This is a genomic window from Polyangium jinanense (assembly GCF_028435265.1).
Taxonomy (GTDB): domain Bacteria; phylum Myxococcota_A; class Polyangia; order Polyangiales; family Polyangiaceae; genus Polyangium; species Polyangium jinanense.
This window is the reverse complement of the sequence record NZ_JAGTJK010000009.1, coordinates 60,498-75,894: the sequence shown is the minus strand read 5'-3', so window position 1 is coordinate 75,894 and position 15,397 is coordinate 60,498. Positions and strand designations below refer to the sequence as shown.

Here is a 15,397-nt window from a genome sequence, read left to right as displayed (position 1 = left end):
TACAATCGGGGGGCGTAATGACGACGACCGCGCCGGGTCCTGGGTTCCTGACGGCGAACGAGGCCGTAGCGTTCCTTTCCGTCAAGCGGGCAACACTCTACACCTACGTGAGCCGGGGCCTCTTGCGAAGCGTCCCGTGCCCCGGGGGGCGCGGCAGGTATTACCTGCGCGAGGACGTCGAGCGATTGAAAGCTCGGAGCGAGGCGCACGCCGGCAGGTCCGGGCCTGATTCCGATGTGGAGCGAAGCTCGTCCCGGACGTTCATCACGCAGATGTCCCCCGAGGGGCCACGTTATCGAGGGCACGCCGTGGCCGACCTCGTGCGCGAGGGCAACTCGTTCGAGGCCGTGGCCGAGCTCCTCATGGTCCGGGAGGCTCCCCTCGAAGGAGGATCGAGACTGGGCGTGGCCCTCGTCCGACGAGGAGCGGCGCGACGTCCTTTCAATCCTGCGCCGGGCCTGCGATGCGCTCGTGCTCCTCTCCTTGCCTTCGGCACCCCTCGACGTGGTGCGCCTGGGTATCCTCTTCTGGGCGCTACACCGGCACGGTAACCCCAGCCCGGACCCACAAGCGAACCTCGTCGAGGCGCGCGCGCTGCTCCGGCTCGTCGCCGCATTGCCCGCCACCTGCCGCGGCGTCACGCGCGCTCTATCGGCCGCCCGCGCCTCGACCCTCGCCGAGAGCCTCGCCATTGCGTGGCCCCCCTCGGAAGGGGATTCCAGCGCGCCGACGCGCGTGGCGCTGCTCGATCGCGCGCTCTCGCTCGTGGCCGATCATGCCGTTGATCCGCCCGCGCTCGCCGCGCGCGCCGCCGCGCATGCGGGCGGCAGCCTCGCGGCCTGCGTGCTCGCGGGCGTGGAGGCGCTCTCGGGGGACGAGCACGCCGGGGTATGCGCGGAGCTCGCCGATTGGATCGACGTCCTCGAGACGACGGCGAAGGTCAGGGAATTCGTGGCCGAGCGGCTCGACAGCGGGACCCCGATTCCTGGCTTCGGTCGTCTTGCCGGGGCGGACCCCCGCGCGGCGATTCTGCTCGAGGCCGCTGCATCCTTTGCGCCCGCGGATAGACGTCTCCAGCGCGCCCTGGATCTCGTCGGATTCGCGCGCGGTTGCGGGGAGCCCGGCCTCGAAGTGGGGCTCGTGGCCCTCGCCGCGGCGCTCGGATTGCCGCCGGGCGCGCCGCCATTCTAGCGGTCGGCCGCGTGGCCGGGCTCGTCGCGCACGTCCTCGAAGCCGAACATCGTTACTGACGTGCGAGCGCCTCGAACCACGGCCGGAGCGGGCGCGTTCCTCGCGCCTCGGCCACCGAATCCGTGGTCATGACGGCCGCGACGAACTCCAGCATATCGGACAGGCGCGGGTGCGGTAGGCGCAGGCCGGCGCTCCAGAACCGAAATACGCCGGGCGGCACGTGCATGATCCGCGGCTTTTTGCCCACGACGTCGAATGCGAGCCGCATGATCTCCTCGCGGGTCAGGACCTCCGGGCCGCCCACCGTGACGAACTCCGGGCCTTCCTCGACCACGGAGACCATGGCCTCGGCGACGCAGATAGGATGCACGGGATTGGCCTTTGCCGTCCCGTCGCCGGCGACGGAGCCGAATCCCATGCGGGCCATGTCGATCAGATCGCCGAGCGCCGAGTAAATCCCGGTTGGCCGGACGAACGAGCACGAGAGGCCCGAGGCGCGCAGCATGTCCTCCGTCTCGACGTGCGCCCGGATGTACCGCGTGTGATCGTATCCGGGCCCGGGGTGCGCGGAGAGATACACGAAACGTTTGGCGGAGGCGCGAAGCGAAGCTTCGAGGAGGTTTGCGTGGGCCGCGACGTCCACGTCGCGGAAGGAGCGACGCTCGCTCATCCCGAGCGCCACGTTCGCGCCGAGGCAGGACACGACGACGTCGATCCCCGCGAGCGCCTCGCCGAGCGAACCGGCCCGCGTCGCGTCCCCGAGGACGACCTCGCTCGCGAGCGGGCGGATCTTCTCGGCGTTTTTCGCGCTCCGGGAGAACGTTCGCACGAAATGGCCACGCTCGCGGAGGAGACGCAGCACCTCGGAGCCGACAGCGCCGGTCGCGCCGGCGAGGAGAATACGCGGTTGACTCATGGAAACCCCCCAGGGCCCGGAGTCTACCGCGCGTCTCACTCGCTCGTCGCGCGGATCCCGAACCGGGCCATCAATCGCTGCAAATGCCGCCGATCCACGCCCGCCTCGCGCGCCGCCCGCGACACGTTGCCGCCCGACTGCGCGAGGATCGCCTCCACGTAGGCCCGCTCGAAGCGCTCGACCCAGGCATCCTTCGCCTCGTGATACGGCAGCTTCAGGAGATTCGCCTCGACCCCGCTTGCGTGGGCCGTCTCCTTCGGCGTTTCGGGGCTCGGCGGGGCCTCGGCCTTGCGCTCCTCGGCCCGTGGGCTCACCGCGGGCTCGCCCGGCGCGGCGAAGGCGCCGAGCACGGCCCAGCGCTCCACGATGTTGCGCAGTTCCCGCACGTTGCCCGGGAAATCGTAGCGGGAGAGCATCGCGATCGCCGTCTCGTCGAGCCGCGCGCACGGCTGCAAACCCGACGCCGCGCGCCGCCGCGCGAGCTCGTCCTGGATGTGATCCACGAGCAGTCTGAGGTCCTCGATCCGCGTCCGCAAGGGCGGCACCCGCACGATCACCACCGCGAGCCGATAGTAGAGATCCTGCCGGAATCGCCCCGCCTGCACCTCGCGCGCGAGCGACCGGTTCGTCGCCGCCACGATACGCACGTCGACCGAGCGCGACCGATCCGAGCCCACGGCTTTGACCTCGCGTCGCTCGAGCGCGCGGAGCAGCTTCGCTTGCATGTCGAGCGGCAGCTCGCCGACCTCGTCGAGGAAGATCGTCCCCCGATCCGCCGCCACGAACGCGCCCGGCCGCTCCCGCACCGCGCCCGTGAATGCGCCCTTCTCGTGCCCGAAGAGCTCGCTCTCCAAAAGCTCCCGCGGGATCGCCCCGCAGTTCACCGCGACGAACGCGCCCGCGCGCCCGCTCGCCTCGTGCAGCCCCTCGGCCGCGAGCTCCTTGCCCGTGCCCGTCTCGCCTTCGAGCAGCACCGTCAGATCACTCGCGGCCACGCGCTCGAGCAGCGCGAACATCTCGCGCATCGCGGGGCTCGCGCCGAGCATGCGGCCGAAGCGCGCGCGCGGGCTGATCTCCTGCTCGACCGTCTCGGCGAGCGGTTCGAGGCGCAGCACGCTGTTGCCGAGGCGCACGAGCGTGTCGTCCGTGATGGCCACGCGCTCGATGCGCAGGTCGCCCACGAACGTGCCGTTCGTGGAGCCGAAGTCCGTGAGCGAGAAGCCGTGAGGCCCGAGGCGCACGGCGAGATGCTCGCGCGAGACGGCCGGGTCGCGCAGGGTCACGTCGACGTCGAGGCTCGAGCCGACGCGCACCTCGTCCTGCGCGAAGACGTGCGCGGCGCCCTGGTCACGCGCGTCGGGCGCGTCGACCACGACCACGCGCAGCTTGCGAATGCGGCGCACCGAGGGGCCGCTCGTCGCGTCGATCACCTCGGTCACGGGCCGCCGACCCCCCGACCCGCTCGGGGCGCTGCCGAGCAATTTCGTCCTGCTCTCGCCGTCGCTCATCGCTCGCGCTCCTCCGCCTCCTCGTCCTCGTTGCTGGCCGTGCCCTTTTGCGGGGCGACGAGCACCACGTGCTCGTTTGGGCGCACGCGGAACGTGTACTCGCGCCGCGCGCCCTTCGGTAGCACGACGGCGACCGTATGATCACCGCCCCTGAGCTCCAGCCTTCCATCTGCGGGCAAAGTCACCTTTTCCCCGTCGACCTCGACGTGCGCGCGTCGCGGCACGACGCCGGCGAGCGAGACGGAGCCGCGCGGGTTGCGCGGCGGGAGGCGTGCCGAGAACTGGCCCATCGCAAAGAGCAGCACCGCGCCGAGGGCCACGGCCAGATACACGGAGGCGGAGCGTCGGGGCGGCGGCGCGGGGCGGGCTGAAGGCGCGGGCGCAGGTTCGGGTGAAGGCTCGGGCAGAGGCTCGGCGAGCGCGGGTGGCGGGGTCTTTTCGGACAAACCACGCGCGTCGGCCGCGGGGAGCCGGGCGAGCGACGTTCGTTCCTCGGGGGCGCGCGCACGATGCGCCTCCACGCGCGCGGCGAGCGCTTCCCGATCGAGCGCCAGCGCTTCGAGGCCCGCCGCGATCGACACGCTCGTGGGCCTGCGCGAGGCTTCCCGCGCGAGCGCCGCCGAGAGCCCCGGAACGCGCGCCTCCCACGCCGCGAGCGCCCGCGGCGGATCCCCGCGCGCGCCCGCCGACGCGAGGTCGTCCTCGGGAAAGATGCGCCGCCCGAGCGCGCACTCCGCCACCACGACGGCCCACCCGTAGACGTCGCTCGCGGCGCTTGCCTCGCCGGGCAGCGCCGCCTCCGGGGCTAGATACCCCGGCGTCCCCGCGACCTCGGGGCGCGCCTCGCCCGCGCGCCTCGCGAGGCCGAGGTCGAGGAGCTTCGCCTCGCCGGTCTCGTCGATCATCACGTTCGAGGCGGCGAGGTCGCCGTGCACCCAGCCCTTCTCGTGCAGCGCTGCGAGCGCCCGTGCCACGTCGAGCCCGACCGCGCGCACCGCGCCTTCCGGCATCGGCTCCGCGCCCGCGACGAGCTCGTCGAGCGGCGCGCCGCGCACGTGCTCGAGGGCCACGTACGGCAGGCCTGCGAGGTCGCCACGTGCCTCGAGGGCGGGCAGCGCCGCGGCGCGCACCTCCGCGAGCACCTCGCCCTCGCGCTGGATGGCTTGCGCGGCGCGGCCCGAGGCGCGTTCGCCCAGCACGGGCCGCTTCAGCACGAACGTCTGGCCGCTCCGGTCGCCGAGCCGGACGGCGACGAGCACGTCCGACATCGCCCGCCGCGCGAGTCGTTGTACGAGGAGGAAGTCGCCGAAGAGCTCGGGCACGAACGGCGCGGGCACGGGCGGAGGGTAGCCGAGAACGGCCCCCGGCGGACACCTTCGCGCGGGATCCGGGAACCTTCCGTCTTCCGTGGCGTCCACACCCGGACAAAAGGGCCGCTCCGCAGGCGTGATCCGGCCCGAGGAAGGTCGTCATGCGTCGTCATCGTCCTCTCGTCGCGGCCCACACTCTCGTCCTCCTCGCGGGCCTCTCCGGATGCCTCGCTGCGCCTGGCGAGATCGACGACGAAAGGACCCCGCCGGCCGCGACCCGCGGCGCCCCCGCCATTCTCGAAACGGCCTCCGGCATCAGCGAAGACGACTTCCTTCAAGACGAGACGAAATCACCGACGCTCGCCGCGCCCCGCGGCTTCGGCACGATCACGGGGCGCCTGCCGGGCACGAGTACCGTCGTCCCCGGCGTGCGCCTGCGGGCGCATTCCGTGCGCGTGACCATTCGCGACGGATTCGCTCGCACCGAGATCGAGGAGGAGCTCGCGAACGACACGCCCACGGTCCTCGAAGGCCGATACGTCTTCCCGCTCCCGCCGGACGCGAGTTTGTCGCGGCTCGCGCTCTGGGTGGGCGACGAGCTCGTCGAGGGCGAAATGGTCGAGCGGAATCGCGCGGCCCGCATTTTCCAGGGCATCGTCGACGACACGGTGCGCCCGCGTGATCCGGCGCTGCTCGAATGGACGCAAAACAGCTCGTTCTCCTTGAAAATTTTCCCGATGCCGGCGCGCGGCAGCCGCAAGGTGATCCTCGCATACGACGAGGTCCTGCCCGTGACGAAGGGCGCCCTGCGGTACACGTATCCCCTTTCTCTCGGCGAGGATCGCGCGGTCCGGATGGATTCGTTCCGCGTGCACGTCACGGTCGAGGACGCGGGCGGCGCCGCGGCCGAGGCGAAGGTCCTCGGGCATGTGGCCTCTCTCCGCACCGAGGCGGGCCGCCTCGAAGCTGATTTTCAGGCCGAGTCGTTCGTCCCGAATGCCGATTTCGTCCTCGAATTCCCGCGTCCCCAGGCGGAGATCCTGCCCGTCGCGGTCGAGAGCGGCGGCGAGGGGCGCGGGTATTTCGCGGTCCGCGTCCCGGTCCCGACGGCGCCCGAGGCCAGCTCGATCGAGCCCCGCAATGAAAAGGTGCTCGTCCTCGACGCGAGCCACGGCGTCACGCGGGAGGGCCTCTCCGCCGAGGTGACGGTCGCCGAGACCATGCTGCGCCGATTGCAGGAAGGCGAGCGATTCGCCGTCCTTCTTTGCGACAGCGCCTGCGTTTCCTACCCCGAGCGTGGCCTCACCGCGAAGAGCGACACGTCTGTCGCCGAGGCATTTCGATTCTTGCACGAGCGCGCGCCGCAGGGCGCCTCGGATCTCGCCTCCGCCCTCGTCTCCGCGATTTCGCGCATCGAGACGCAGGGCCGAGGGCAGGTCGTTTATCTCGGCGATGGCGCGCCGTCCGCGGGAGAGTTGAAGGTCGATTCGATCGCCGCGCGGGTCCGGCCGGTTCTGTCGGACAAACAGGCCGAGCTTCGCCTGGTCGGCGCTGGTCCCTCCATTGACGAGCTCGTCCTCGGCGGGCTCGCGGAAGAGCTTTCTGCTTCCTATGAGCGGCTCGCGGCGGGCAGCGGTTCGCTCGCGCAACGCGCGCTCGTCCTAGCGAAGGGCCTCGACGTCCCGCTCCTCATGAATGCGCGCCTCACGTTGCCGGCGGGCTTCGTGGACGTGTTCCCGCGCAAGCTCCCGGCCGTGCGCGCCGGGGAAGAGATGGTCCTCGTGGGCCGGCTCTCCGGGGCGCCCTCGGCCGAGAGCGCGACCGTGGAGCTTTCGGGCGAATTCGATGGCATGCACGTGCTCGAAGCGCGGACGCTCTCGTTCTCGGCGGCGCCGGGCGCCGATCGAAAGGTCATTGCGCGGCGCTGGGCCACGGAGCGCATCAGCGAGCTCGGCCGGCGCGTGGACGACGACGCGGCCAAGGAGACCGTCGCGCTTTCGCAGCAATACCACGTGCAGAGCCGCCTGACCTCGCTGCTCGTCCTGGAGAACGACCGCATGTTCGCCGCTTTCGGCATTCCGCGAACGCAGGGAAAGAATGGCCTCTCCTCGGAGGTCGAAACCGGTCTCGGGCATTTGAGGGCGCCTTCCGATCCGATCGGCGAGGCATTCGGCACGGGCGGCCTCGGTTTGTCCGGGGTCGGCGAGGGTGGGGGCGGGACGGGGCAAGGGTTTGGCACGGGCCACGGCAGGCTCGGGTCCGTGCCCGACGGGATCGGAATGGGGAGCCACGCGAGCCGGTCGGTCCCGAGCGTCCGCATGGGCTCGACGACCGTGAGCGGTCGAATGCCCCCCGAGGTCATCCAGCGCATCGTGCGGCAGAATTTCGGGCGCTTCCGCCTCTGCTACGAGAATGGCCTCCGGTCGAACCCGACCCTCGCGGGCCGCGTCGCCGCCCGGTTCGTCATCGGTCGCGACGGCTCGGTCGTGTCCGTGGCCAATGGCGGCAGCGATCTCCCGAATGCGGACGTCGTCGCCTGCGTGATTCGCGCCTTCCAGGGCCTCTCGTTCCCCCAGCCGGAGGGCGGGACCATCACGGTGGTGTATCCGATCCTGTTTTCACCCGACGGCGGCGGCGCGCGCTCCTCACACCCGTGGCGCCTCTCGCGCCATTGGCGGGGTTCCTCCTGGATCGGCAAAGCGGACGAGGCCTGGCGCAGTGCCGGGAAGGACACGCTCGACAAGCTCGAAAAGTCTTCTCTGGAATCGCCCGAGAGTCGCCGGGCGCGTGAGGCGTGGGTCACGGGCCTGCTCGCGCGTGGTCGATTCGAGGAGGCGCTGCGCGAGGCCTCGAAATACGTCGAACTCGACCCGGACCGCGCCCGCGCACACGAGCTCCTTGCCGAGGCCGCGGCCGCGCTCGGCGAGGAAAACATCACGCTCGTCGCGCTCGATACCCAGGTGGAGCTCGACCCCTCGAATGCGTCTGCGCATAAGCGCGCGGCCCGGGCCTTCGAGGCGTCCGGCGACGAGCGCCTCGCCTGCGCGCATTTCCGCTCGTACGCCGAGCTGCGCCCGCTCGACCAGGATGGCGCCTACGAGGCGCTCCGCTGCCGCGCCCGCGTCCTCGGCGAGCGAGATGCCGTGCTCGCGACCATCGCTGCCCAGAAAAACCTGACCAAGTCCCTCATGTCCTTGCGCGATGCCCTGGAGAAGGGCGAGACGCCGGGCTACGTGGCGGGGGAGCCCGGTGGCGAACGAATCTCGGCGAAACTCACGTGCGGCGAGGGCGTGGAGGGTTGTCCGCGTGTCGTCTTGATCGATCCCGCGGGCCGCGTCACCACGCCGATCGTGCCGGGGACGGGCCGCTCGGGCACGTCGTGGATCGCGGCGTCCGCATCGAACGGGACGTACCGCGTGCTCGTGACCGGCGGCCTCCCGGCAACGAAGGGGGAGCTCGTGGTTCGTCTGGACGATACAATCAAGAAGTTCGAAGTGCGCGGCGGGGAAGGCGCGCGGACGGCGGCGGTGATTTCGAGCGGCGAGTGACAGATCGATGAAACGAAAAAGGCCGCGCCTCCCGAGGGAGCGCGGCCTTTTTTCATTCAAGCGGGGAATCGAATCAGATGACCTCCGCGCTCCGGTACGGATGCGAATCGGGAGCCATCGACTTGGCGCCCTTCTTCGCAGGGACCAGGCCCGCGGCCCGCGTCGCCACGAGGCTGCCGATCGCCACGAGCACCACGACCACCCGCACGATCCCGCCGATCACCGGCAGCGGGCCCGTCAGCACGAAGAGCGCGCAACCGAGTGCGAGGTGCGCATATTCGTTCTTCGTCTTGTGCCCGATGAGCGCGCGGCCCACGACCTCCAGCGTCGAGCACATCGCCGCGAAGACGCCGAAGGTCCCCGCAAGCAGCCCCACCACCGCGACCGGAATGCCCACCAGCGTGATGCAGAGCGCCACGAGCAGCGCTATCGCGCCGAGCGAACCCACGATACCGAGCGCGAACGAGCGCATCGGCCGGGCCGCAATCTCCACCTTGAGCGACTCCGCGCGCTTCGTGAAGAGCGCAATCAAGACCGCGCCGAGCGCAAAGAGCAGCGCACCGCCCGTCATCGCTTCGCTGAACTCACGCATGAAGTGCTGTGCGTTCGACGGTTCGTCGTGCTTTTCTTCCTCGACCCGCGTCGAGACGTCCCCCGCGACGACCGCGCCCTCTTCGCGGTCGAGCTTGCCGCCCACGATCCGCGCATCCCCGTCGAGGCGCGCCCCCTTCTTCACGTTGAGCGAGCCGCCCATCACCTGCGCGTCGCCCATCACGTGCGCGCCCGGCTCGATCGTCACCATCCCGCCCGCGACCTCCACGTCGCCCGTGACGACGCCCTTCACCGTGAGCGTGCCGCCGATCAAATGGACGTTCCTGACAACCTCGTCCTTCTCGATCACGAGGTTCTGCCCCACCACCTCGCGATCCTTGCCCTCGCCCTTGTTGGCATGCGCCCCGGGATGCTCGGGCCTGGCCGCGGGCGCGTCCCCCGCAACGTTTGGCGGGACAGGCGGCGCCGGAGGCACGGGCGGCACGGGCGGCGCCGCGGGCACCGGAGGCACGGGCGGCACCGCGGGCGCGGGCTCCGCGGCCTTCGCGGCGGGGGCGCGGGAAATCGAAATCAGCGTACCGTCGCGGCGGGCGACGTAATCCCCACCTTCGAGGAGAAGCGAAAGGACCTTGTCGGCAGGCTGGTCCTTGACGTGCAGCGAGGCCGGCTCCGTGGACGGGGCGTGAATCACCACGCTCCAGCCCGCCGCCTCGGCGAGGCGCTTGATGGCATCTTCCTGGGGCACGCGCTCGACGTCGAGGCTCACCTTTTTCTCGTCCGTCGGCCATTCACCTTGCTTCTCGACCGCCGCCAGCGAGGGCGCCGCGGTCGTCAGAGCAGAAAGCAAGAACGCGAGCCCAGTAAGCCTTCCAGCAGCCATTTCACACGCCTCCTTCTTGCGCCAAGTCGTTCGAGGACCCCGGACGCGACATGCGCGATACGACGAGGCCCGAAATCAAGAGCACTGCCGACGCCGCGAACGCGAGCGTCGGGAACCATTCACTCTTCGACACGAGCGCCGCGCTCCGCGTCAGCATGAGCGAGGCCCGCCAGATCGTCCCGAGCAAGCTCGGGACACCGGCGATTCGATCCAAAATGCCCGGCAGCGCGCCGAGCGTCGCGAGGAGCAGCGCGCCGAGCACCGCGCGCTTCGGCAAGGTCGCGAGCCCCCGCACGGACGCGGGCGCCTTCGCGATCGCCGCCGCGTCCGCCTTCACGGGCGCCTTTACGGGGGCGAACGACGGCTCCGCGAGCTCCGCGAGCAATTCGCTCGCGTGCGCCGAGAGCAGCGCCTCCGCGCCGAGGCGCTGCGCGCAATGGTCACAACCGTCGAGATGAGAGAGGGCATCCGCTGGGACGATCCCTGCTTCTCCGTCCGCTACACTCGAGAGCACGATATCCGTCACGTGTCCGTCGTGTTGCCAGGCCAGATCCGGCGGGAGTTTGTCGAGATCGTCCATCGTCGCCACCGTCGTTCCTCTCTCGTCATCTCTCGTCAGCGCTTGGGGCTTTGCTCCGCAAGCGGAGCTGCGCCCCAAACCCCATCATTCGCCGACCGTCTCCGCGAGCAGACGCCGGCCGCGCGCGAGCCACGTCGCCACGGTCCCGAGCGGGACCCCGAGGCGCTTGCAAATATCCTGGTATCCAAGCCCCTCGACGTGGAACATCACGAGCGCGCGCCGCTGCTCCTCGGGAAGCGAGCCGAGCGCCCGTTCGAGACGGGTCGCTCGCTCGGCGCTCGCCGTGCGTTCTTCCGGACCCGGCGAGGGGTCCGGCACCAGGTCGAGCCACGCCGTCGTGGTATCGTCGGACACGGACTCCATCCGTGCCTCCACCCGCCGCGTGCGCTTGCGGCTCCGCAGCGCATCGAGCGCCACGTGCCGCGCAATGCCGATCACCCACGGACGGAGCGGCTCTCCGTCACGCAAGCGGCTCCGGCCCTCGAGCGCGCGGGAGAGCGCCTCGTGCGTGCAATCCTCGACGTCCGGGTGATCCCGGCGCTCGCCGAGGACACACGCCACCACCGCCACGACGATCTGTCGCAGCGAAGCAGTTTCCTCCGGTGAGACGGCCGCCGTTTGGGGCGGCGCCTTCGGGCCGGGGACGTTGTGCGTCATGGGTGCGGGCTGCATCCTCGCCGCCCTGTTCGGCGGAGCGGGGGAAGAAATTTCGAGCCCCCGATTTTTTTCTGATCGGGGCCCGGATCTCGCCCACCTCTCGCGCTCCGAGGGCAGTCGTAGGGTCCTGCGTTGGTGAACGAGGTGACGACGTCGGCGACCGACCCGTTGAGCAAGGAGCCGGCGCTGAAGCGGTGCGCGGTGGTGGTGGAGCCGCTTCTGTAGAGGTCGGCTGGAACGAGGGGGGGGGAGCCGCGACGGGGTTCGCGCAAGACGAACCGTTTTGCGCGCCCTGGGCGGGGAAATCCGGCGTCGAGGTCGATGCGCCGCCGTTCGCGTCCGTGTGGTCTCGTTCCTGCGAGAAGCATTGCGCTGAGCTCCTGACCGCAAGCTGCGGTCGCCCTAGCGCGGGTTCAGGCGCGCCTGCCTGGCCTGCGCTCGTCGCGGCGAGCATAACGGGGGCATCCACGGCGCATTGCTCGACGGCGTGTCGGGGGTAGCGTCGAGGTGGTTGACGAGGAGATTACCATGAAGCGTAACATCGGACGTATCCTGGCCTCCATGCTCTTCCTTGGCGCGACGATCGGCGTTCTCTTCGGCGGCAGCGCACCGGCGGAGGCGCAGCAATCGGATCAGCCCTGCATCAACGTCTGCAGGCAACGGGAGAGGGATTGCCTCGACGACGCGAATAACCCCGGCCAGAGGAAGCAGTGTCGCCGGGACTTCGAGGATTGTGTCGAGGACCTTTGTCGGAGCTGAGACAGCCTGAACCGCACATCTCCGGCGCCCTCGGGAGACGTTCTCCCGGGGGGCGCCGGACGGCGCCGCATGTTCGCTCCGAGCGCCCTGATGAATCGAGGGGTTGCATCGCGGGGAAAACCGAGGCGAAATACGGGCCATGTGGTTCCCCACGACCCCTTCGGAGCTTTCGTACGTCGACAGCGCCCCGCAACGCATCGCGAACGTCGTGACGATCGACGCGACGCCCGAGCGCGTCTTCGATCTCTTCGCCACGGGTGAACGTCAAGAGGAGTGGTTTCAGGACTTCGTCGCCTGCCGGTGGACGAGCCCAGAGCCCCACACGGTGGGGACGACCCGCGAGGTCCAGCTGAAGACGTTGACCGTGAAGGAGCGTTTTCTCGCCTGGGATCGCGGCCAGCGGCTCGCGTTCTCCATCGACGGGATCACGCTGCCGATCGTGAAGCAAATGCTGGAGGACCTGCGGTTCGAGCCGCTCGACGGCGGCCGGCGGACGCGGCTCGTCTGGCACGTGTTCTACACGCCGGCGCTCGTCATGGTGCCCGTGCACGGGGCGGCGCGGGCGGTGTTTTCACACATGTTCCGGCGATCGGCGGAAAAACTCCAGCGGTTCGCCGAGCACAATCCGTAGCTTCGGATCACAGCGCCGTGATCACGACCGGCGTGGCCTTGCCATTGCCGTCGCCGGGACGGACACCGCCCCAGCCCTCGGGAAGGGCAGGCTCGGTCCATTGGAAGAGGAAATGGCCGTCTTCGGGGGAGACGTTCACGCACTCGGCGCTCTTCGGATTACCGAAATCTTCGTGCCAGTAAGCGACGTGCATCGCGAGCGGCGCGCGGAGGTACTGGATGTTCGGCACCTCCGAGATCCAGAGCATCTTCGGCGGCCATTCCTTGTCGGGTGACATCACGGCGACGCGGTCCTTCCACTCGATCGGGAAGATGCCGGTCTTCGTCATCGAATGGACGTACGGGTCATAGCCGGGGATGGGCGCGCCGCCCTTGCCCGGGGAGAACATGGTCGCGTAGACGGGTTTGTCGCCCTCGTAGGCCGTGAGCGTCCCGGGGTTGATCTTGGCCTCGATCCACTTTTCGCCGGGTTTGACCGAGCGCGGGAGTTTTTTGGCGGCCCGCGTGACCGTGACGCTGTCCGCGAGGACGAAGGCGCCGGGCTCGTTCCGGAGGGCGAGGTATGCCTTCTTGCCGACGACCACGCGCTCCGTGACCTGGACGTAGCTCTTCGGCGGAATGGTTTGTCCGGAAGGAACCATTTTCCCGTCCTCGCCGCGCGTATAACGCGGGATGGGCTCCTGCTTGCGGTTCCAGGCGAGCGGGAGGCGGACATCACTCCCGAGGTGCACGCCGTGGAAGGCGGTGCGGCGGAAGGGGCGCATGCGGTCGGCAGGGACGAGCATGAGGTCGGGCGTGACGAGCCAGGTGCGGCCCTCGGCCTCGAAGGCGCGCGCGTACGCGAGCATCGAGCCGTTCGGGATGACGCGCCAGACGAGCTTCGCCGGATCGTAGGCGCCATTGCCGCCGACGGCGCGCTGGCCATTCGCGAAGATGGAAAAGACCGGGTCGGTCGCGCGGATGTGGTCCTTCGGGTCGCCGCTGATGAGCTCCTCGTGGCCGCGTGACCACTCGGCGAGCTGCACGAACGTGCCCGGCGCGCCGAAGCTCCGTTCGGCTTTCTCCTGCTCGGCCTTCGTCGGAACGCGGCTGTACATGGGCGCGCCGTTCGAGAAGGCATATCGATACGGCATGACGGCGTCCTCGCGCGGGGCGAGCTCGGCGAGGGCGCGGTAATACGGGTCGTTCAGATCGAGCGTGGTCTTGCGGGGATCGAGACAGATGTAGCCGCGGGGAGCGACCTTGTAATAGCCGCGGGCGCAGTTTTTCCCCTCGACGGGTTCGTTCGAAAGGAGCGCGACGCTCGTGCCCATGCGGACGTACCCGAGCGGCAAACCCTTGGGCTCGGGGCGTTTGTAGATGTACGCCTGATCCGCGATGGCGCCGATGCGCGGCCGCTCCGTCTGCGCGGGTTTGGGCGCGGGATTGGGCTCGGTTTTGGCGGAAGCGAACTGGAACGTGCTCTCTTCGCCGAGGGGCGGTTCGACCTCGGCCTTGTTGAAGGGTGTGTTCCCGTCCTTCTTACGTTGGTTCCAGTCCTGCCACTCGCGCAGCTTGATGTCCTCTTGCCACTGTTCGATCTCGAGCTCGGTGGGCGGGACGACGCGCTCCTGCCTCGGGCGCTGGGAGCCTCCGTCGTATTTCGCCTCGGGTGCGGGCGCGCACGCGGGAATCAGGAAGAGGAAGAGCGGAAGGGCATGGCCTTCGAGCTTCATGGTTCGAAGGGTACCGTGCGCGTTTCGAAGGAGGCAAAGATCGATCGATCCTGCCTGGATCCGGGCCCAAAAGTGCGGCTGCTTCCCTTGCCGACCGGGGCGGGGTAGCCTGGAGGTTGGTTGGGCGACGCCGGGCAGGCCCGGCGCTCTCGGTCGCGAGCGGAGAATGCATGTTCAGGAAGTCGACGGCGCTTTCGTTTTTCACGGCCATCCTCCTCGGGGCCACGCATGTGTCCGGACAACCCTCCGCCGCGGACAAAGCCGTCGCGGACAAGCTCTTCGACGAGGGAAGGGCGCTGCTCGACCAGAACCGGGTGCCGGAAGCGTGCCTCAAGTTCGCGGAGAGTGATCGATACGATCCATCGGTCGGGACGCGGCTCAACCTGGGGGAATGTCACGAGCGGCAAGGAATGACGGCGAGCGCGTACGGTCACTTCGGGGACGCGGCGCGGCTCGCGCGGGAGCGGGGAGACAAGTCGCGGGAGGCGGTGGCGGAGGAGCGACGGCAGGCGCTGGAGAAGAAGCTGTCGCGGATCCGGATCACGGCGCCGTCGGGGATGGCGGGGCTCGAGGTGCTGCTCGACGGCAAGGTGCTGGGTGCGGCGGTGTTCGGGACGGCGCTGCCGGTGGATCCGGGGAGCCACGTGGTGGAAGCGCGGGCGCCGGGGAGGACTGGGTTTCACGCGGAGAAGGTGGTGTCAGCCGGGCCGGCGACGGTGGAGGTCGTGATCCCGGAGCTCGCGGCGGTCGCGCCGGCGGCGGGGAAGGACGTGGCGGAGGCGCCGAAGCCGCAGTGGTCGCAGCTGCGAGGGGTGGGGTTCGCGACGGGGATCGCGGGGGTCGTGGGGCTCGGGGTGGGGGTGGGGTTCGGGGCGGCTGCGCTGCAGAAGAACGTGGCGTCGAAGGAGAAGTGCGAGGCGGGGGATCCGACGCGGTGCACCACGGAGGGGTATTCGTTGCGGAACGCGGCGGGGTTTTCCGCGGATGTGGCGTCGGTGCTGATGGGGATCGGCGGGGGTGTGCTCGCGGCGGGGGTCGTGATGTTCGTGGTGGGCGGGAACGAGGAGCCCGCGGCGCAGGCGGAGCGCGCGTGGATCACGCCGGTGGTGGGTCGAGGGAGCTTCGGCGTGAGCGCCGGGATGGAGTTCTGA

13 protein-coding genes are annotated in these 15,397 nt (G+C 69.9%); 6 read left to right on the top strand and 7 right to left on the bottom strand.

Annotation, left to right across the window (positions count from 1 at the left end):
• The first annotated feature begins 17 nt into the window (after positions 1-17).
• Together KEG38_RS56010 and KEG38_RS19475 are read left to right on the top strand one after the other, a co-directional pair.
• A complete protein-coding gene (locus KEG38_RS56010) occupies positions 18-551 on the top strand; it encodes a helix-turn-helix domain-containing protein (RefSeq protein ID WP_372518179.1) in 534 nt (177 codons plus the stop codon).
• The gene (locus KEG38_RS19475; protein WP_272421211.1) at positions 484-1,191 is read left to right on the top strand and encodes a citrate/2-methylcitrate synthase; all 708 of its coding nucleotides are present in this window, start codon (positions 484-486) and stop codon (positions 1,189-1,191) included. Before KEG38_RS56010 ends, KEG38_RS19475 begins: the two co-directional genes overlap by 68 nt.
• Before the next feature lie 52 nt (positions 1,192-1,243).
• On the opposite strand, the gene KEG38_RS19470 is transcribed toward KEG38_RS19475, so the two are convergent.
• From KEG38_RS19470 to KEG38_RS19460, 3 genes are read right to left on the bottom strand one after another with little or no spacing between them, the layout of a single operon-like run.
• Positions 1,244-2,107, bottom strand: a complete 864-nt coding sequence (locus KEG38_RS19470) for an SDR family oxidoreductase (protein ID WP_272421210.1) — start codon at positions 2,105-2,107, stop codon at positions 1,244-1,246.
• A 35-nt stretch (positions 2,108-2,142) separates the two neighbouring features.
• Entirely contained in the window at positions 2,143-3,615 is a 1,473-nt protein-coding gene (locus KEG38_RS19465) for a sigma 54-interacting transcriptional regulator (RefSeq protein ID WP_272421209.1), read from the bottom strand.
• Positions 3,612-4,952 (bottom strand): serine/threonine-protein kinase, encoded by a 1,341-nt coding sequence (locus KEG38_RS19460; protein WP_272421208.1) that lies wholly within the window; start codon positions 4,950-4,952, stop codon positions 3,612-3,614. The genes KEG38_RS19465 and KEG38_RS19460 overlap by 4 nt, the downstream gene beginning before the upstream one ends.
• Before the next feature lie 134 nt (positions 4,953-5,086).
• Between KEG38_RS19460 and KEG38_RS19455 the strand changes: the two genes are divergently transcribed.
• Positions 5,087-8,473, top strand: a complete 3,387-nt coding sequence (locus KEG38_RS19455) for an AgmX/PglI C-terminal domain-containing protein (protein WP_272421207.1) — start codon at positions 5,087-5,089, stop codon at positions 8,471-8,473.
• A gap of 73 nt (positions 8,474-8,546) precedes the next feature.
• Here the strand turns inward: KEG38_RS19455 and KEG38_RS19450 are convergent, their stop codons facing one another.
• The 3 genes from KEG38_RS19450 to KEG38_RS19440 form a co-directional block, all read right to left on the bottom strand.
• Complete coding sequence (locus tag KEG38_RS19450; protein WP_272421206.1) at positions 8,547-9,872, bottom strand: DUF8173 domain-containing protein; 1,326 nt, start codon at positions 9,870-9,872, stop codon at positions 8,547-8,549.
• A gap of 34 nt (positions 9,873-9,906) precedes the next feature.
• Positions 9,907-10,494 carry a hypothetical protein gene (locus KEG38_RS19445; protein WP_272421205.1) on the bottom strand — a complete coding sequence of 196 codons (588 nt, stop codon included), beginning with the start codon at positions 10,492-10,494 and terminating at the stop codon, positions 9,907-9,909.
• A gap of 75 nt (positions 10,495-10,569) precedes the next feature.
• Entirely contained in the window at positions 10,570-11,142 is a 573-nt protein-coding gene (locus KEG38_RS19440; RefSeq protein ID WP_272421204.1) for an RNA polymerase sigma factor, read from the bottom strand.
• A 528-nt stretch (positions 11,143-11,670) separates the two neighbouring features.
• Between KEG38_RS19440 and KEG38_RS19435 the strand changes: the two genes are divergently transcribed.
• Together KEG38_RS19435 and KEG38_RS19430 are read left to right on the top strand one after the other, a co-directional pair.
• On the top strand, positions 11,671-11,901 hold the full coding sequence (locus KEG38_RS19435; RefSeq protein WP_272421203.1) for a hypothetical protein: 231 nt from the start codon (positions 11,671-11,673) through the stop codon (positions 11,899-11,901).
• Positions 11,902-12,040: 139 nt separating this feature from the next.
• Positions 12,041-12,532: an SRPBCC family protein gene (locus tag KEG38_RS19430; RefSeq protein ID WP_272421202.1), complete on the top strand. Its 492-nt coding sequence runs from the start codon at positions 12,041-12,043 to the stop codon at positions 12,530-12,532.
• 7 nt (positions 12,533-12,539) lie between these two features.
• On the opposite strand, the gene KEG38_RS19425 is transcribed toward KEG38_RS19430, so the two are convergent.
• Positions 12,540-14,246 carry a L,D-transpeptidase gene (locus tag KEG38_RS19425; protein WP_272421201.1) on the bottom strand — a complete coding sequence of 569 codons (1,707 nt, stop codon included), beginning with the start codon at positions 14,244-14,246 and terminating at the stop codon, positions 12,540-12,542.
• A 170-nt stretch (positions 14,247-14,416) separates the two neighbouring features.
• Between KEG38_RS19425 and KEG38_RS19420 the strand changes: the two genes are divergently transcribed.
• Positions 14,417-15,397, top strand: coding sequence for a hypothetical protein (locus tag KEG38_RS19420; RefSeq protein WP_272421200.1), 981 nt, complete (start codon positions 14,417-14,419; stop codon positions 15,395-15,397).